Origin of the sequence: Kordiimonas lacus (assembly GCF_001550055.1) — a bacterium.
GTDB lineage: Bacteria > Pseudomonadota > Alphaproteobacteria > Sphingomonadales > Kordiimonadaceae > Kordiimonas > Kordiimonas lacus.
In genome coordinates, this window is the sequence record NZ_LRUA01000006.1 from 298,811 (window position 1) to 315,760 (window position 16,950).

Sequence of the window (16,950 nt, forward strand, 5' to 3'; positions counted from 1 at the left end):
ATTTTACCAATGCTGCTCGAATTTTTGGCGTAGCCAGATGGCCAGGCCGTTCATTGCAATCAGGAACGTCAGCAGCACCAAAATGGCTGCAGAAGTTTTCTCGACGAATGCGCGCTCTGGGCTGTCAGCCCAGAGGAAAATCTGCACCGGCAAAGCTGTGGCCGCATCCGTCACACCACCCGGAATATCAACAATAAAAGCCACCATACCAATCATCAGAAGCGGTGCAGTTTCACCCAGCGCTTGTGCCATGCCGATGATGGTACCCGTGAGGATGCCAGGCATCGCAAGCGGCACGACATGGTGGAAAACCACCTGCATCGGTGAAGCCCCGAGGCCGCGTGCCGCGTCCCGGATTGATGGTGGAACCGCCTTGATCGAAGCACGGGAAGCAATGATGATGGTTGGCAGTGTCATTAAAGCCAGGGTCAGCCCCCCGACAAGAGGCGCAGAGCGTGGCAGGTGCATGACACCAAGGAATACAGCCAGGCCCAGAAGGCCGAAAACAATGGAGGGTACGGCCGCCAGGTTGTTGATGTTGACTTCGATCAGGTCGGTCAAGCGGTTCTTGGGTGCGAATTCCTCAAGATAGATTGCCGTCAGAACGCCAATCGGGAAAGCAATCGCCAGTGTCACCAGAAGGGTGAGGGCAGAGCCGACGGTTGCGCCCCAGATACCAGCCAGTTCTGGGTCGCGGGAGTCACCACTTGTCAGGAAGGTCGTGTGGAAATTCAGCGAAACGCGGCCTTCTTCCTTCAGCTTCTGGTACCATCCCAGTTCCTTGTCCTTCACCTTGCGGTTTGCCTCTGGCTCTGAGGCGTCGATACGACCTTTGCGTAGCTGGTCGACGTCATCAGACGCAAGCAAGCGCACCCGCTCTGTGGTGCCCACCAGGCTTGGGTTTGCAAGAACCATATCCCGGATCTGGGCCCGTGCACCGGTGCTGACCATCCGCAGCAGCTCGCGGCGATCGCGGCGGCTCTTCACGTCGGGGAAGTGGCCCTGGAGGCTGGCGTCGATAATACGCAGCATGTTGGCACGGCGTACATTCTCTTCAAAGTCGGCCTTTGACATCTCGCGCGGGTTACCAAGGATGCTTTCCTCGAACGGGATATCCAGTTCGATACTGGTTTGTACGAAACCGTAAAGACCGTCGCCTGCGATTCTGCCAATCAGTGTCACCAGGAACATGGCCGCCAGGATCACGGCAGTAAAGCCAAGGCCTTTGAACCATTTTTCCTTGCGATAGCGCCGCTTGATACGGGCATTCATTTCAGGTGAATGCCAGTCGGTAGGTTTGATTTCTTTTGCGTTATCCGACATGTGACATCCTTAATCGTAAACTTCGCGATATTTTCTGACGATCTTCAGCGCGATAACGTTGAGCACCATCGTGGACACAAACAAGGCAAGACCCAACGCAAAGGCCGACAGGGTCTTGGCGCTATCGAATTCCTGGTCGCCGGTCAGAAGGGCCACGATTTGCACCGTCACAGTCGTTACGGCCTCAAACGGGTTTGCTGTCAGGTTTGGCTGCATGCCGGCTGCCATCACAACGATCATGGTTTCGCCAACCGCGCGGCTGATTGCTAGCAGGAAGGCGCCCACGATACCAGGCAGGGCCGCAGGCAAAACCACTTGCTTGATTGTTTCGGACGGCGTGGCGCCAAGTGCCAATGACCCATCTTTGAGCGATTTGGGTACAGCGGTAATCGCGTCGTCAGACAGGGACGAAACGAATGGAATGATCATGATGCCCATCACAATGCCGGCTGCGAGCGCGCTTTCACTTGCGATATCGAGGCCCAGCGTGATCCCCATGTCGCGGAACAACGGTGCGACTGTCAAGGCTGCAAAGAAGCCGTATACAACGGTGGGCACACCCGCGAGGACCTCAAGCATCGGCTTGGCGATCTTGCGCATGCGCTGACTGGCGTATTGGGTGAGGTAAATCGCTGCCAACAGACCAATTGGCCCGGCAACAAGCATTGCAATAAAACTGATCAGAAGGGTGCCTGCGAAAAGCGGCACGGCGCCGAAGGCTCCTGCGGAGGCAACTTGGTCAGCGCGCAGTGCGGTTTGTGGGCTCCAGTGCAACCCAAAGACAAATTCAGCGATCGACACTTCCTGGAAGAAGCGCAGGCTTTCAAAGAGAAGCGAGGCCACAATGCCGAGCGTGGTCGCAATGGCGATGACCGAGCTCATGCCCAGCGTGATCAGGACAACACGCTCAAACTTGTTGCGGGCGCGAAAGTCCGGCTTGGTGCGGTTTACTGCCACGTACAAACCAACGAGGCCGAGAGAGATCGACAGTACGAAGGCTGCCCAGATACCCTTCAGATAGATGGCCTGAAACTTCGCTGCGGCTGCCAGAATGTCTGGATCCGTTTCCGGAGAATTCGGATTTTCCACCGCCAACCGGATTCGGTTTAGAACCAAGGTGGCCTGATCGCCATTCTGTTCAAAAACCCGGTCAGGGACGCCGGAAAGGATAAGGCCTTCGATGATGCTGTTGCCGAAAATGACCCATATGCCGAAGGCGAAAAGCCCGGGCAGTAGGACACATGTGGCAGCGAAATAGCCATAGTGGCGTGGCAGGGAGTGCAGTTTTGCAGGGTCACCGCCCGCGCCGGCCAGCGCTTTTTGGCGGGCAAAGACGAAGGAACCCAACGCCAGCATCACCAGAAAAAGAAAAATTGCGGAGCTCGTCATATCAGGGCGGCCTTACGCAGGTTTGTTGAACGTATCGAGATTTGAAAAAGGGGCAACAGCTCAGTGTCGCTTGTTGCCCCTCTACACAGTATTTTACACCTGTTAGTCAAGCTCAAGGTTGGTCAGGTCGCTTGCTGCCTGCTCAAACTTTGCTCGGTCTTCGTCAGGCAGTGGGATCAGGCCGCGATCTGCCAGGTAACCAAAATCGCCAGCTGCTTTGTCGCTGGTGAATTCTGCGAGATACTCACGGATCCCAGGGACAACGTCCACGTGCGCCTTTTTAACATAGAAGTAAAGCGAACGCGAAATCGGGTATGAGCCGTCTGCAATGGCTTCAAAAGTCGGCTCCTGGGAAGCCTCGCCCACCTTCTTTGCGACAGGGAAGGCCTGGATTACGTCGCCGTTCTGATCAAGGAAGCTGAACCCGAAGATGCCAACAGCGTCGTCGTTGGTCTGGAGCTTCTGAACGATCAGATTATCGTTCTCACCGGCTTCAATGTAGGCGCCGTCTTCGCGAATGCCGCGACACAGAGCTTTATAGAGCTTCTTGTCGGCAGACTTCAGGGCTTTCATGCCAGCGAAAGTCTTGCAGCCGCCTTCGATGCCCAACTCGTTGAAGGCGTCACGCGTACCGGACGTTGGTGGAGGGCCGAGAACCACGATTGGCTTGTTTGGCAGGGCGGGGTTTACTTCATGCCAGTTTTTATATGGGTTCGGGACCATGTTCCCTGCACCACCTTCAGTGCCTTCAGCAGGAACCTGCGCTGCGAGGGCGAGATACAGGTCGCGCAGGCTGACTTCCATTGGGGCAGCGTTCTTGGACGCGGCCAGCACAATGCCGTCATAACCGATTTTGACTTCGACAATGTCGGTCACACCGTTTTTAGCGCACAGCTCAACTTCGCTCGCTTTTATGCGGCGGGAAGCGTTGGTGATGTCGGGGTGGTTGGTGCCGATGCCAGAGCAGAAAAGCTTCAGCCCGCCACCGGAACCAGTCGATTCTACGATCGGCGTCTTGAAATTTGTCGAGCGGCCGAATTCTTCAGCGACAGCAGTCGCGAAAGGGAAAACGGTCGAGGAACCAACAATCCGGATCTGATCCCGGGACTGTGCTTCCGCGCTGGTGGTGCTGAAAGTGGCAGCGGTGATCAAGGCGGCTGCAGCAGCGAATTTTTTCATCGTAGTTCTCCTTGCCACAACACCCGTGGCTAATTTCCTATCAGGCCGGTTCATATATTTTGAAAGCCTATGCTTTCTGCCGGCACCGCGACTGTTACAGCTTAAATGTTACAGGCAGATGACAGTTCTATTCGGATGGCTTTTGGGCGATCGGAAGTCGGAAGGAAAACTCTGTCCCTTTACCAACCTCACTCTTGATGTCGAGGCTGGTATCGTGCCGTAAAAGAATGTGTTTTACGATTGCAAGGCCAAGGCCGGTCCCTCCCATTTTGCGGGAGCGGGCCGTGTCAACGCGGTAGAATCTCTCGGTTAGGCGGGCGAGATGCTCTTGCGGGATACCTGGGCCCTCATCGCGAATTTTGACATGGATTCGCTTGTTATCGAGCGTCGGTGTGGCGCTGATATGCAGTGTGCTGTCCGGATCGCAATATTTCGATGCGTTCGACAGCAGGTTGATAAAGACCTGGGTCAACTGATCGCCGTCTCCGCGGATATACGCCAAGTTATCTGAAATGTTACACTCCATCCTGATGTTCCTGGCAGCCGCTGCAGGTTGGATTGCGCTAACCGTATTGACGATCAGTTTCTTGAGGTCGACTTCCATTTCTGGTGCGACATACCGGGTCATTTCGATTCTCGAGAGCGATAACAGGTCATCAATCAGGCGGACCATACGTTCGGCTTCAGTCTGCATGATGCCCAGAAAACGGCCATGGGCATCCTTGTCGTCTGCTGCTGGGCCAATCAGGGTCTCAATGAAGCCAAGGATCGAAGTGAGGGGAGTCCGCAACTCGTGGCTTGCATTTGCGACAAAGTCGGCCCGCATCTGTTCAGCCCTGATCAGGCTTGTAACCTCATAGAAAAATAAAACAGCTTCCGGCTGCTGTTCGTCAGACTTTCGGTGCGGAATGGCTGCAACTGTTACGTCAAAAATGCGGTCTTTGCTGTTGGTATAACGGACCACCTGGAAGTCGCTGCCTGGCCCTGACAAGACTTTTTCGAGTGCAGTAATGAACTCGACCTGGCGCAGGTAGAAGGTTGCATCGTTCCCGACTATGTCTTCGCCCAACAGGTCTTTGGCAGCCAGGTTGGCTACCACAATTCGGTGATCCGAATCTATCAGCATGAAAGGCGAGGGTAGCTGGTCCAGGGCTTTCGCCCGTATGGAGACTGACGTTGGCCGTTTTGCCCGCTTGCGTTTCTGAATGGCCGCCCGACGCGCTTCCAGTTCCTCAAACCGTCGCCTTACCGACAGCTGCACCAGACATGAAGCTGAAACGCCAGAAACGATGACCGCCCCCAGAAATGAGAGTTGGCCGAATGACCACATGAGCGCCAATGTAAAAACAATAGCAACAATGATCGTGCGTTCATTAAGCAACGCTATATATGGTTTCGACTGCAGGGCCATCAATCAGCATCCTAAATATGTATTCATGTGTCGCATACGGTGACGCATAAATATGAAAAGTCAGCTTTCCCTTAAATGACACAGTTTGCACTTTTGTGAATGTTTTATTACGGCAATTGAATTGAGCTTAAATATCGCAATTCTCTTGGCGCGGGGCATTTTCGCCTAGACCGGTGTCTGTAAAGCCTGTTAAACTCAGTTTAATAAATTTTTTGCATAATTTTCCATGCCTGTAAGTCTGGAGAAGTAGTCAGAGTGTCAAATATTCAGAACAAGGACGGCGATTTCCTAGCGCGCCGTCGCCAGTTGCTTAAGTTGGGCGCTGCCGGCGTCCCTATGGTTTTGACGCTGAAAGCCTCGGCTACGCAGCCTGTCCATTCCGCGCTGGATTGTGCATTCGTTATTCCTGATGAAGTTACAATTCTTGTCGACTATGACGGCAAGGCCTGGATGGGCGATGACAGCATCCGGGAGAAGCATGGCAAATACAAAACCCAGGATATCGAGCGCTTCAAAAGCAACGCTGACTATATGTTCCCGGATTCAACGGTACCGGAACGCTTCCGCCCGGATGAATGCGATACAGGTCAGAACGATGCCAACGGCAATGACTGTGGTTGGGGCAATGATATTGACGACCCTGTCGGCGATAACAATGACCAGGATAGTTGTCCGGCTGACCCGCCGCGTGAAACGCCGTGGTTTGAGGAAGAGGGCGAAGACGGTGAGCCAGGCAACCGCCCCAATGACTATAGCGGCAATGGCAACGACTGGCGCCATGGTGGTGGCGGCAATGGCAACGGGAATGGTAACGGTAACGGTAACGGTAACGGCGGTTGGACCGATTGTTACAAGGTCTATAAGATCAGCCGTAACACCACCATCACGCCAGCCGATTATCTGAGCGGCAACGGCAACTGGAACCTGAATGGGGCCAACGGCCTTTACCTGCTGTTGGCGGGCAAGTATCTGGATACGTATGGGAATGACGGTGGTTTCCCGGGTATTTCGTGCCTGTTGTCGATCCTGAACTATCTGGAAATGCAGTAGACGGCTACAGTGTCTGCTGGCCCCAACAACGACGACTGGGTTTGGGTCGCAAACCCTGATCATTATATCCTGCACGAAATAGGGGACTCGACATTCGCCTTTAGCCGGGTGTCGGGCACCACTCATATGCTCAATCTGGTATCTCGTGCGATGCTGGACTATCTCGCAGAACACCCCAAAACGCTTACCCAAATCATAGCGGGCTTCGCTGCCTATCTTGAGGTGCCCCCCGAAGAATGCCCCAGCGGTGTTGTGCGCCGATTGTTCGGCGAACTGGATGAGGTTGGCCTTGTAGAACGGGTAGAGCCATGAATAGGCGCGCGTTATCCGATTATCCGCGGTCAGATGTTATTCATGCGTTGCGGTCTGGCACCTTGGCACTTGATTTGGGGCCTTTTCTGACACGGATTAAGCTTTCAGACCGGCGGTCAATTGATTTCTTCCGGGATATGTATGCAGCCTGCCCTGTATCCATCGACAAAGCTGTGTTGTGTGATTTTTCCTTGTGCCTGCGCCCGCCAAACAAATTCCGGAAATACTTCAGGCGCCAGATTGTGCCAGATCCGGGCTTTCAGTTCCCAGCTGTACCGTTGCCGCTGGAAATGTCTCCTCTCGCTTTTGAAATGGGCCTGAACCTCAGTGTGGCGCTGCAATGTTTTCGCTTTGCCATTTTCCATGCGGGCGTTGTGGCAGATGGTGACAATGCCTTGATCATTGCCGCCAAATCCGGGGGAGGAAAAAGCACTCTGACAGCCGCCTTGATGGAAGAAGACTGGCGTCTGTTGTCCGATGAATTCGCGATCCTTGACCTGGATGCAGCCACACTAAAGGCGTATCCACGCCCGGTGTCGCTGAAGAATGCGTCGATTGATGTGGTCCGGGGCTTTGCTGGTAGCGGGCAGGTCAGTGATACACTCCATGATACCCCGAAGGGTGCCATTGCTTATCGCCGGCCGCGCCCAAGCGATATCGAGACAATGCAAAGGGCGGCTAAACCCCGCCTTATCCTGTTCCCGCGCTTTACAGACGGGGCCCAAGCCGAGAGCCGTGAAATTGACCTAGCTGACGCTGCTATGCAGTTGATTGCCAGTTCGCCAAACTATCAGGTGATCGGTGAACGTGCCTTTTCAGGCTTGATGACAATGCTTGAGGGCATGAAAGCCTATGAGATTGAATATGGCAGCACAGAAGACAGCCTCGCGCTGGTTCGCGAGCTTTGGAAGGCGCACGTGCCATGATCCAACGCGCGCCGGACATAAAAGATTTCCTGCGAATTGCGACGGGGCAGGCACCGCTCCCTGACCAGCCCCAAGCCCTAGCGGCGTTCACCTTGTGGGCTCAGCAAAGCCATATATTGGGGCAGGTTGCAGCTGTGGTAGACGCGCCGGTCGGAACGAAGCTGGCAGAAATTCTCGAAAATGCCCGCCTCCGCAGTAGCTATGACCAGCGGATGCTGACTTTTGAGACCAACCGCATCAAGCGCGCGCTGATGGGTGCCGATATTCAGCCCATACTGCTCAAAGGCAGCGCCTATGTGGCGGAGCACCTGTTGGCGAGTATAGGGCGCCGGGTGAGTGATATCGATATTCTGGTACCTGAAGCCCAGTTGGGTGAAACTGAAAGGCTGCTTGGGCAGGCCGGATGGCGGGCGGAAGAGAGCACATCCGGGGCTTATGATCAGCAATATTATCGCCGCTGGATGCACGAGCTGCCACCACTGCGGCATGTTACGCGACGAACGCTTATTGATGTGCATCACCGGCTGCTACCGCGCACCTCACGCATTCGGCCTGACCATCTGAAGATGATGGCTGCCGCACGTCAGATTGAAGGCAGTGATCTCATGGTTTTCTCGCCGACCGACCGGTTTATCCATTCGGCGATCCATATCTTTGGGGACGGCGCGTTTGAAACGCCGGCCAGGAGTTTCATTGAACTCTATTATCTCTATCAGGACCTGAGCGATGATGAGCGGCAAGGTCTTTTGGCCCGTGCTACGGATGTGGGTGCGCAGAAGCCGACGGCAGAGGCCCTGTGGATGTTAGATGAATATTTTGACATCAAGGCTGGGGGCGCGCGCGCTTCCTTGGTGCTGAAATCCTGCCTTCGTTCCGTGACTGCCGGGCAAGGGAGTGGCCAGTTTCTTGCCAACAGCGTCCTATATGTCAGAAGCCATTATATGCGAATGCCGCTGCCGCTCTTGCTGGGGCATCTGTGGAAGAAGCTGCTCAGGCGGGTGTGATCAGGGTCTTCAGTTCTGCCAGGCTGTCAATCACTCGGTCTGGGGCCAGCTCATGTACCGGTGTCTGCGAATAGCCGAAGCTGACAGCAATAGCAGGTACACCGGCCGCCCTGGCAGCTTCAATATCCGGGCGGCTGTCACCAACCATTACGATCGGGCCTTCGCCGGGCATCTGGCTTGCGGTTTCCAGAATATGGCGCGGGTCTGGCTTCTTGAAGTCGAAGCTGTCGCCACCACTGACGGCGGAAAATAAATCCCGCAGGCCAAGATTGGCCAGAATGGGCTCGGTCAAAAGGAATGGCTTGTTGGTGCAGATTGCCAAGTCAACGCCGGCAGCACGGAAGTGCTGCAACATATCCAGGGCACCGTCAAAAAGCCGTGTGTGGGCGGTACTATTCTTGCCGTAATAGTCAAGGAACACAGGGCGTAATTCTTCTGGGGTATATTCGTCCCCATCGCCTGTTGCTTCAAGGCCCAGCTTGATCAGTGTCAGTGCGCCATAGCCAACCATGTGGCGTACCTGGTCAAGCGTCACTGTTTTCCGTCCAATATGCTCCAATACATGATTGGTGGCGGCGTGCAGATCAGGGGCACTGTCAATCAGGGTGCCGTCTAGGTCAAAGACGATCTTCTGGGCAGGGAACAGGGACATGAACAAAAACTCTCATCAAAGTGTCAGGCAAGGGCCGGTAAAAGACGCTATATTGTGTAAAGAAAGACAGCCTGTTGCGAAAGGCAAGAATTCGTCTGAGGTATTTGGGCGAAAAGACTGTTACATAAGAAACTGTGGAAATGGCTGAAAAAGGCCGTTATGGCTTGCTTTCCGAAGGGTCGCTCTATTATATGTGGGGCTTAGGAAATTGCCGAAAATGGCAAGATATTGAAATAATCCTGCACGAGTGCGTGCTGCGAAGTTGAGGAAAAGTGATGAGTGAGTGGCGTCCAGACAGTTGGAGAAACCGGCCGATCGTACAGGTGCCGGACTATCCTGATGGAGAAGTGCTGAAACGGGTAGAAGAGGAGCTGTCCTCCTATCCGCCACTCGTCTTTGCGGGCGAGGCACGCCATCTGAAATCCCAGCTTGCCGATGTGGCGGAAGGTAAGGCCTTTCTGCTGCAGGGTGGTGACTGTGCCGAAAGCTTCGCTGAATTCCACCCAAACAACATCCGTGACACCTTCCGTGTACTGCTGCAAATGGCGGTGGTGCTGACCTTTGCTGCCAGCTGCCCGGTTGTGAAAGTGGGGCGCCTTGCGGGCCAGTTCGCAAAGCCGCGTTCCAGCAACATGGAAACCAAGGATGGCGTGGAGCTACCAAGCTACCGCGGTGACATTATCAACGGCCCAGCGTTTGATGCGGACTCCCGCATTCCGGACCCGAACCGCATGCTGCGCGCTTACAGCCAGTCTGCCGCGACGCTGAACCTGCTGCGGGCGTTTGCGCAGGGCGGCTATGCCAACCTGATGTCTGTTCACCGCTGGAACCTGGACTTTGTTTCCAAATCGGCTGCTGGTGACAAATATAAAGAACTGGCGGACCGCATTGGTGAAGCGCTCAACTTCATGGAAGCCTGCGGCATCAACCCGAACGACGTGCGCCAGCTTCAGGGTACTGATTTCTACACCAGCCACGAAGCGCTTCTGCTGGGCTACGAGCAGGCCCTGACGCGCGTGGACAGCACTACGGGCGATTGGTACGACACCTCGGCCCACATGCTGTGGGTCGGCGACCGGACCCGCCAGCTGGACGGCGCACACCTTGAGTTCCTGAGCGGCATCGGAAACCCGATTGCGGCCAAGGTTGGCCCCACCACGGAAGTGGATGGCTTGCTGAAGCTCATCGACACGCTGAACCCGAATAACGAAGCCGGTCGCCTGACACTGATTACCCGCTTTGGTGCGGACAAGGTGGAAGAGCACCTGCCGAAACTGCTGCGCGCCGTAAAAGCCGAAGGCAAGAAGGTTGTCTGGTCCTGCGATCCGATGCACGGCAATACCAAGGCCTCCAACGGTGGTCTCAAGACCCGCCCGTTCGACCGGGTGCTGAAGGAAGTGCGCCAGGTATTCGCCTGTCACCGCGCCGAAGGCACATATGCCGGCGGTATCCACCTGGAGCTGACGGGCCAGAATGTGACGGAATGCATTGGTGGCGCTGTGGCGATCACCGAAGACAGCCTGTCGTCGCGCTACAACACGCACTGCGATCCACGTCTGAACGCCAGCCAGTCAATCGAGATGGCGTTCCTGCTGGCAGAAGCCCTGAAGGAAGAGCGCGAAGCGTTGGCGAAAACAGCGGCCGCGTAAAAGGGCACACTGGTAGTGCCCCTATGACTAAAAGGGGCACAAAAGGGCACACCCGTAGGGCCCAAAACATAGAATTTGAAACCGGCGTCGCAGAAATGCGGCGCCGTTTGTTTTTGAAAGCTCAGTTCCGGCCCGAGAAGGCAAGCCGAACGGCAAGCCCTGTGAAAACACCGGCGAGCAGATATTGCGGCCAGCGACCGAAGCTGCCGCCCTTTGAAAGACGCTGACGCAGCGTACCACTCGCGATAATGACGACGCCGTTCACCAGAAGCCCGATGACATTCAGAATGGTTACCAGAACCATCGTCTGCATCACCACCGACCCGGCTTCCGGTTTCAGGAACTGCGGGAAGAGGGCGAGCATAAACAGAGCCATTTTCGGGTTCAGGAGGTTGGTGATCAGCCCCTCACTGAAAATCCGGCGTTTGCGCTTGCGCGGCGCTGCAACCGCGGCGCTGTTGTCTGGCTTCGACCGAAGCGTTTGCCATGCCAGATAGAGGAGGTAAGCGGCACCGGCGAACCGGACGATATCAAATGCGGCGGGCACCAGCAGGAAAAGCTGGGCAAGGCCAAAGGCAACCATCAGGGCGTGACAGTAACACCCGGCGGCGATTCCCGCGTAGGTCAGCAAGCCTGCAAGCTTGCCCTGACTGACGCTTCGGGACGCGATCAGGAGCATGTCCGGGCCTGGCGTTGCGGTGAGCGCGAGGCTGGCGGCGGAAAACAGAAGAAGTGTGGAAAGGTCCGGCATAAATAATTCCTTTAAAATCAAGCCGGGTGTGCAAGATACCAGATACCGGAACGGCGGCAAGCACGTTTGATCAAACACGTGATTTTCTTTGACTTGTCCCGGCCCGCCAAGAAGGGTAAAAGCGCGTCATGACTGATACTTTATCCATATATCTGGTGCAGATGAATCCGACGGTGGGCGCGATTGCGGCCAACACCGACCTGATCAAAGCTGCTTACGGGCGCGGCTCTAACGCGGGCGCGGACCTGGTACTGACACCTGAGCTGTCGGTTGCCGGCTACCCGCTTGAGGATCTGGTGCTGAAACCCTTCTTTGTGCGAACCGCCATGCGTGCGGTGGACGAGCTGGCGGCGCTGACTGCGGGCGACGGCAAACCGGGCCTGATTATCGGCAGCCCCTGGTTCGACGGCGAAGTATTGCATAACGCGGTCCTGCTGCTGGAAGACGGCGAAATTTCAGCCATTCGCTACAAGCATGACCTGCCAAACTATGGCGTGTTTGACGAAAAGCGGGTGTTCAAGCCGGGCGCACCGTCCGTGCCCATGGAATTCCGCGGTTTCCTTCTTGGCGTGATGATCTGCGAGGATATGTGGTACCCGACCATTGCCAAGAACCTGAAGGATCATGGCGCTGACATTTTGCTGGTGCCGACCTGCAGCCCGTTTGAGCTGGACAAACACCCGGAACGCCAGGTCCACGCCCGTAACCGGGTGGATGAAACCGGCCTGCCGCTGGTGTTTTGTAACGAGATGTCCGGGCAGGACGAGCTGGTGTTTGAGGGCGGCAGCTTTGTAATGAACGCTGACGGCAGCGTGCCGGTGCAGATGGAATTCTGGGCTGAGGCCGAGCTGCGCACCGAATGGACGCGCGCCGGCAAGGGCCTTGAGTGCACGACCAGCTATCAGGCACCCACGCCAGACCATTACACCAGCATGTATCAGGCGATGGTGCTGGGGCTGAAGGACTATGTTCACAAGAACCGCTTCCCCGGCGTTATCCTGGGGCTGTCGGGCGGGATCGACAGCGCGCTTTCTGCCGCTGTGGCGGTAGACGCGCTGGGGCCGGACAAGGTTCACTGTGTGATGATGCCGTCGCGCTACACGTCTGGCGAAAGCCTGGGCGACGCGGAAGACTGCGCCAAGGCCCTTGGGGTCCAGTATGATGTGATTGCCATCAAGCCGGGCGTTGAGGCGTTTGACGAGATGCTTGCTGACGTGTTCAAGGGCACGAAAGCCGATACGACAGAAGAAAACATCCAGTCGCGGCTGCGTGGCTTGGTGTTGATGTCGCTCTCTAACAAGTTTGGCAAGATGGTGCTGACGACCGGCAACAAGAGCGAGATGAGTGTTGGCTATGCAACGCTCTACGGTGACATGTGCGGTGGCTATAGCGTGCTGAAGGACGTCTATAAGCTGGACGTGTTTGCACTGTCGCGCTGGCGCAATGAAAATGTGCCCGTGGGTGCGCTTGGGCCATCGGGCGAGGTGATCCCGGAAAATATCATCACCAAGCCGCCAACCGCAGAGCTTCGCGAAGACCAGAAGGACGAAGACAGCCTGCCGCCATACGAGGCGCTGGATGATATGCTCCGCTGTCTGGTAGACGAAGAAATGTCCGTGGACGAGATCATCGAACGCGGCCACAGCGCATCAGAGGTTGCACGAATTGAGCACCTGCTGTACATCGCCGAATACAAAAGGCGCCAGTCGCCGCCGGGCGTGAAGATTACGCGCAAGAATTTTGGCCGGGATCGCCGCTACCCCATCACCAATGGGTTCAGAAGCGCCCGCAGGACTGAATAACTTATACATCAAGGCCGTCAGGCCAATAAGGTTGGATAAAGACAATGACTGTTAAGGTTCGTTTTGCCCCGTCACCCACGGGCAAGCTTCATGTGGGGAATATCCGTGCTGCACTCGTGAACTGGCTGTTCGCGCGCCAGCAGGGTGGCACCTTCGTGCTGCGCATCGACGATACGGACCGCGAGCGGTCAACGCTGGAAAACGAAGAAGCCATCAAGGCAGACCTGACGTGGCTTGGCCTGGAGTGGGATGAAACCTTCAAGCAGAGCGAGCGCTTTGACCGCTATAATGAAGTGGTTGAAAAGCTGAAGGCCGAAGGCCGGCTTTATCCATGCTATGAGACAGCCGAAGAGCTGGACATGAAGCGCAAGATCCAGATGGGCCGCGGCAAGCCACCTGTCTATGACCGGTCTGCACTGAACCTCACGGACGAAGACAAAGCCAGGTTCGAGGCCGAAGGCCGCCAGCCGCACTGGCGCTTCAAGCTGAACACGCCTGCGCGCGTTGAATGGACTGACATGATCCGGGGCGATGTATCGATCGACCTTGAGGCGCTGTCTGATCCGATCCTGATCCGCGAAGACGGCTCGTTCCTCTATACGCTGCCATCCGTGGTGGATGACGTGGATTACGGCATCACCCACATCGTGCGCGGCGAAGACCACACAACCAATTCTGCCGTTCAGGTGCAGATATTTGAAGCTGTGGGCGGCAAAGCGCCAGAGATGGCCCACTTTGCTTTGCTGACTGGCAAAAGCGGCGAAGGCCTTTCCAAGCGCCACGGCGCCATGTCCATCGAGGAATACCGCGATGAGGCAGGCATTGAGCCAATGGCGATTGTGAGCCTGCTGGCCCGCGTTGGCACATCTGAGCCGATCGAGCCTTTCGTGGACGCCCAGCCACTGATCGCCGGTTTCGATTTCGGCAAGTTTGGCCGCTCGACCGCCAAGCTGGACCCTGCAGAGCTTGATGTGCTGAATGCCAAGATCCTGCACGCAACACCTTATGCTGCCGTTGCGGACCGTCTGGACGGTGTTTCGGAAGAGATGTGGCTGGCGCTGCAGCCAAACATCAACAAGCTGGCTGATGTGGCAGAACTGAAAAAGATCATCGACGGCCCGGTGACGCCAAAAATCGAAGACGCAAACCATATTGCCAAAACGCTTGAGCTGCTGCCTGCAGGCGAGCTGACGGGCGACAGCTGGCAGGCCTGGACGGGTGCGATCAAGGAAGCCACGGGCGCCAAGGGCCGTGCGCTCTTCATGCCGCTTCGTCAGGCGCTGACAGGGCAAGACCACGGCCCGGACATGGGTATGCTGCTGCCGCTGATCGGCCGCGACAAGGTTGTGGCGCGTCTGTCTGGCGAAAGCGCATAAGGGGGCTTCCATGACCGAGATTCGGGTCTACAACACGCTGGCGCGCGAGAAACAGGTCTTTAGGCCCATCGATCCGCAAAACGTTCGCATGTATGTGTGTGGGCCGACGGTCTATGACTATGCCCATATCGGCAACGCCCGCCCTGTTGTGGTGTTTGACATGCTGTTCCGGTTGCTCAAACACGTCTACGGCCAAGATCATGTGACCTATGCCCGCAATATCACCGATATTGAGGACAAGATCATGGAGCGTGCGATAGCGGAAGGTGTCAGCATCAAAGCCATCACCAGCCGCTATACCAAAATCTATCAGGAAGACATGGCCACCCTTGGCGCGCAGGACCCAACGATCCAGCCCAAGGCGACTGAGCATTTGCCTGAAATGATCAAGATGATGCGCACGCTGATCGAACAGGGCCACGCCTATGAGGCGGAAGGCCATGTGATGTTCAATGTGCCGTCCATGGATAATTATGGTGCGCTGTCGCGCCATAGCCGCGATGAGCTGGTGGCAGGCGCCCGTGTTGAAGTGGCGCCCTACAAGCGCGATCCGGCGGATTTCGTGCTCTGGAAGCCATCAACGGATGATCAGGTTGGCTGGAACAGCCCCTGGGGCCGCGGCCGTCCGGGCTGGCACCTTGAATGCTCCTGCATGATCGAGAAGCATCTGGGCGACACCATCGATATCCATGGTGGTGGGCAGGACCTGATCTTCCCGCACCATGAAAATGAGATCGCGCAGAGCGAATGCTCGCACGGCAAGCAGTTCGTGAACTATTGGATGCACAACGGCTACCTGACGGTGGACGGCGAGAAGATGTCCAAGTCCTTGGGCAACTTCCATACAGTGCATGACCTGATAGCGGAGCACCCAGGTGAGGCGCTGCGGCTCAGTTTGCTGACGGCGCACTATCGCCAGCCGGTTGATTTCTCGCTGGATAGCACGCGCGAGCAGAAGCGCAGGCTGGACCGTTGGTACCGCATCACGGACGGTGTGGAAGCGGCCTCAGAAGTGCCGGCCAGCGTGATTGATGCACTGGCGGATGACCTGAATACACCAAAGGCAATTGCGGCCCTTGATGCGCTGGCAGCACCTGAAACAGCGGCTGAGCTGAAAGCCGGCGCGCAGTTCATGGGCTTGCTAATGCAAGAGGCAAGCGACTGGTTCCAGAGCTTCTCGGATGAACAGAGCGCCTGGATTGACGCCAACACGGCAAAGTATAACGCTGCCCGAGCCGCCAAGGATTTTGCCACCGCTGATGCCCTCCGCGATGAAGCGACGGCCCTTGGCCTTGTGATTGAAGTCGGACCAGACGGCGTGAAATGGCGTCAGGCCGACTGATGACGCACGATCGCCAACAACCCGCCATAATCCTGGTGCGACCGCAGCTGGGCGAGAATATCGGTAAGGCAGCCCGCGCCATGCTCAATTTCGGCCTAACGGAAATGCGCCTTGTTGCCCCGCGGGATGGCTGGCCCAACCCGGCGGCAGGACCGGCCGCCGCGGGCGCCGATATCATTCTGGATGCAGCCAAGGTCTATGACACGGTTGAAGAGGCCGTGGCCGACTGCAACCATGTCTATGCCGCCACCGTGCGGGACCGCGATATGCCCAAGCCGGTGGTCACCCCGCGCGAGATGGCAGCCCAGATGCATGCCCAGATCAAGGACGGTGCCAAGTCGGCCATTCTGTTCGGGCCTGAGCGCTCGGGCCTGACCAATGACGATGTGGTGCTGGCGGACACGGTGCTGACTGTACCGGTGAACCCGGAATTCGGCAGCCTCAACCTGGCGCAGGCGGTTGTTCTGGCAGCTTATGAGTTTCACACATTTGCCGACCAGACCCCGGCCTATCAATCCGCCCATGAAGACCCGTTGGCCAGCAAGGATGAACTTCTGGGCCTGATGGAGCATATGGAACGGGAGCTTGAGAAAAAGGGCTATTTCCGGTCAGAAGGGCGCCGGAACCCGCTGCGCCGGACGCTCCGCAATTTGGTGCAGAATGCCGCCTTTTCGCGCCAGGAAGTCCACACCATGCGCGGCATTATCAAATCTCTCGCGCGCCCTGCAAGGGACGACGCCTAAGCCGTTCATCTGTCATACAGCGTTTCCTTTGCTATAATAGT

Annotated in this window: 15 protein-coding genes; 9 read left to right on the forward strand and 6 right to left on the reverse strand. The window is 56.5% G+C overall.

Annotated elements, in window-relative coordinates; genetic code table 11:
* Window positions 1-3: 3 nt before the first annotated feature.
* From pstA to KORLAC_RS09545, 4 genes are all read right to left on the reverse strand, one after another.
* Window positions 4-1,323: a phosphate ABC transporter permease PstA gene (pstA, locus tag KORLAC_RS09530; protein ID WP_068305853.1), complete on the reverse strand. Its 1,320-nt coding sequence runs from the start codon at window positions 1,321-1,323 to the stop codon at window positions 4-6.
* Between the two features lie 9 nt (window positions 1,324-1,332).
* A complete protein-coding gene (gene pstC, locus KORLAC_RS09535; RefSeq protein WP_068305854.1) occupies window positions 1,333-2,712 on the reverse strand; it encodes a phosphate ABC transporter permease subunit PstC in 1,380 nt (459 codons plus the stop codon).
* A 102-nt stretch (window positions 2,713-2,814) separates the two neighbouring features.
* Window positions 2,815-3,891, reverse strand: a complete 1,077-nt coding sequence (locus KORLAC_RS09540; protein WP_068305856.1) for a substrate-binding domain-containing protein — start codon at window positions 3,889-3,891, stop codon at window positions 2,815-2,817.
* Window positions 3,892-4,018: 127 nt separating this feature from the next.
* Complete coding sequence (locus tag KORLAC_RS09545; RefSeq protein WP_068305860.1) at window positions 4,019-5,302, reverse strand: sensor histidine kinase; 1,284 nt, start codon at window positions 5,300-5,302, stop codon at window positions 4,019-4,021.
* A gap of 255 nt (window positions 5,303-5,557) precedes the next feature.
* On the opposite strand from KORLAC_RS09545, the gene KORLAC_RS09550 reads away from it, so the two are divergent.
* The 4 genes from KORLAC_RS09550 to KORLAC_RS09565 are packed head-to-tail and all read left to right on the forward strand — an operon-like array spanning window position 5,558 to window position 8,594.
* Window positions 5,558-6,352 carry a hypothetical protein gene (locus KORLAC_RS09550; RefSeq protein ID WP_068305862.1) on the forward strand — a complete coding sequence of 265 codons (795 nt, stop codon included), beginning with the start codon at window positions 5,558-5,560 and terminating at the stop codon, window positions 6,350-6,352.
* Window positions 6,353-6,361: 9 nt separating this feature from the next.
* Complete coding sequence (locus tag KORLAC_RS18795) at window positions 6,362-6,664, forward strand: HPr-rel-A system PqqD family peptide chaperone (protein ID WP_074519310.1); 303 nt, start codon at window positions 6,362-6,364, stop codon at window positions 6,662-6,664.
* A complete protein-coding gene (locus tag KORLAC_RS09560; protein ID WP_068305867.1) occupies window positions 6,661-7,590 on the forward strand; it encodes an HprK-related kinase A in 930 nt (309 codons plus the stop codon). The genes KORLAC_RS18795 and KORLAC_RS09560 overlap by 4 nt, the downstream gene beginning before the upstream one ends.
* On the forward strand, window positions 7,587-8,594 hold the full coding sequence (locus KORLAC_RS09565; RefSeq protein WP_068305869.1) for a nucleotidyltransferase family protein: 1,008 nt from the start codon (window positions 7,587-7,589) through the stop codon (window positions 8,592-8,594). The genes KORLAC_RS09560 and KORLAC_RS09565 overlap by 4 nt, the downstream gene beginning before the upstream one ends.
* Here KORLAC_RS09565 and gph read toward each other — a convergent pair.
* On the reverse strand, window positions 8,581-9,246 hold the full coding sequence (gene gph, locus KORLAC_RS09570; RefSeq protein ID WP_068305871.1) for a phosphoglycolate phosphatase: 666 nt from the start codon (window positions 9,244-9,246) through the stop codon (window positions 8,581-8,583). The two genes, KORLAC_RS09565 and gph, sit on opposite strands and share 14 nt — an antisense overlap.
* Window positions 9,247-9,521: 275 nt before the next feature.
* On the opposite strand from gph, the gene KORLAC_RS09575 reads away from it, so the two are divergent.
* Window positions 9,522-10,895 (forward strand): class II 3-deoxy-7-phosphoheptulonate synthase, encoded by a 1,374-nt coding sequence (locus tag KORLAC_RS09575; protein WP_068305873.1) that lies wholly within the window; start codon window positions 9,522-9,524, stop codon window positions 10,893-10,895.
* A gap of 121 nt (window positions 10,896-11,016) precedes the next feature.
* On the opposite strand, the gene KORLAC_RS09580 is transcribed toward KORLAC_RS09575, so the two are convergent.
* Window positions 11,017-11,646, reverse strand: a complete 630-nt coding sequence (locus KORLAC_RS09580; RefSeq protein WP_068305874.1) for a LysE family translocator — start codon at window positions 11,644-11,646, stop codon at window positions 11,017-11,019.
* A 128-nt stretch (window positions 11,647-11,774) separates the two neighbouring features.
* Between KORLAC_RS09580 and KORLAC_RS09585 the strand changes: the two genes are divergently transcribed.
* The 4 genes from KORLAC_RS09585 to KORLAC_RS09600 are packed head-to-tail and all read left to right on the forward strand — an operon-like array spanning window position 11,775 to window position 16,909.
* Window positions 11,775-13,448, forward strand: a complete 1,674-nt coding sequence (locus KORLAC_RS09585) for an NAD+ synthase (RefSeq protein WP_068305876.1) — start codon at window positions 11,775-11,777, stop codon at window positions 13,446-13,448.
* Between the two features lie 44 nt (window positions 13,449-13,492).
* Window positions 13,493-14,824: a glutamate--tRNA ligase gene (gene gltX, locus KORLAC_RS09590; RefSeq protein WP_068305878.1), complete on the forward strand. Its 1,332-nt coding sequence runs from the start codon at window positions 13,493-13,495 to the stop codon at window positions 14,822-14,824.
* A 10-nt stretch (window positions 14,825-14,834) separates the two neighbouring features.
* Window positions 14,835-16,166, forward strand: a complete 1,332-nt coding sequence (gene cysS, locus KORLAC_RS09595) for a cysteine--tRNA ligase (RefSeq protein WP_068305880.1) — start codon at window positions 14,835-14,837, stop codon at window positions 16,164-16,166.
* A complete protein-coding gene (locus tag KORLAC_RS09600) occupies window positions 16,166-16,909 on the forward strand; it encodes an RNA methyltransferase (RefSeq protein WP_241493398.1) in 744 nt (247 codons plus the stop codon). The genes cysS and KORLAC_RS09600 overlap by 1 nt, the downstream gene beginning before the upstream one ends.
* Window positions 16,910-16,950 lie beyond the last annotated feature (41 nt).

Coding starts and splice junctions, on each gene's coding strand:
- KORLAC_RS09565 (WP_068305869.1), top strand. CDS start 7,587: ATGATCCAACGCGCGCCGGACATAAAAGATTTCCTGCGAATTGCGACG.
- pstA (WP_068305853.1), bottom strand. CDS start 1,323: ATGTCGGATAACGCAAAAGAAATCAAACCTACCGACTGGCATTCACCT.
- KORLAC_RS09560 (WP_068305867.1), top strand. CDS start 6,661: ATGAATAGGCGCGCGTTATCCGATTATCCGCGGTCAGATGTTATTCAT.
- pstC (WP_068305854.1), bottom strand. CDS start 2,712: ATGACGAGCTCCGCAATTTTTCTTTTTCTGGTGATGCTGGCGTTGGGT.
- gph (WP_068305871.1), bottom strand. CDS start 9,246: ATGTCCCTGTTCCCTGCCCAGAAGATCGTCTTTGACCTAGACGGCACC.
- KORLAC_RS09580 (WP_068305874.1), bottom strand. CDS start 11,646: ATGCCGGACCTTTCCACACTTCTTCTGTTTTCCGCCGCCAGCCTCGCG.
- KORLAC_RS09600 (WP_241493398.1), top strand. CDS start 16,166: ATGACGCACGATCGCCAACAACCCGCCATAATCCTGGTGCGACCGCAG.
- gltX (WP_068305878.1), top strand. CDS start 13,493: ATGACTGTTAAGGTTCGTTTTGCCCCGTCACCCACGGGCAAGCTTCAT.
- KORLAC_RS09545 (WP_068305860.1), bottom strand. CDS start 5,302: ATGGCCCTGCAGTCGAAACCATATATAGCGTTGCTTAATGAACGCACG.
- cysS (WP_068305880.1), top strand. CDS start 14,835: ATGACCGAGATTCGGGTCTACAACACGCTGGCGCGCGAGAAACAGGTC.
- KORLAC_RS09575 (WP_068305873.1), top strand. CDS start 9,522: ATGAGTGAGTGGCGTCCAGACAGTTGGAGAAACCGGCCGATCGTACAG.
- KORLAC_RS09540 (WP_068305856.1), bottom strand. CDS start 3,891: ATGAAAAAATTCGCTGCTGCAGCCGCCTTGATCACCGCTGCCACTTTC.
- KORLAC_RS09585 (WP_068305876.1), top strand. CDS start 11,775: ATGACTGATACTTTATCCATATATCTGGTGCAGATGAATCCGACGGTG.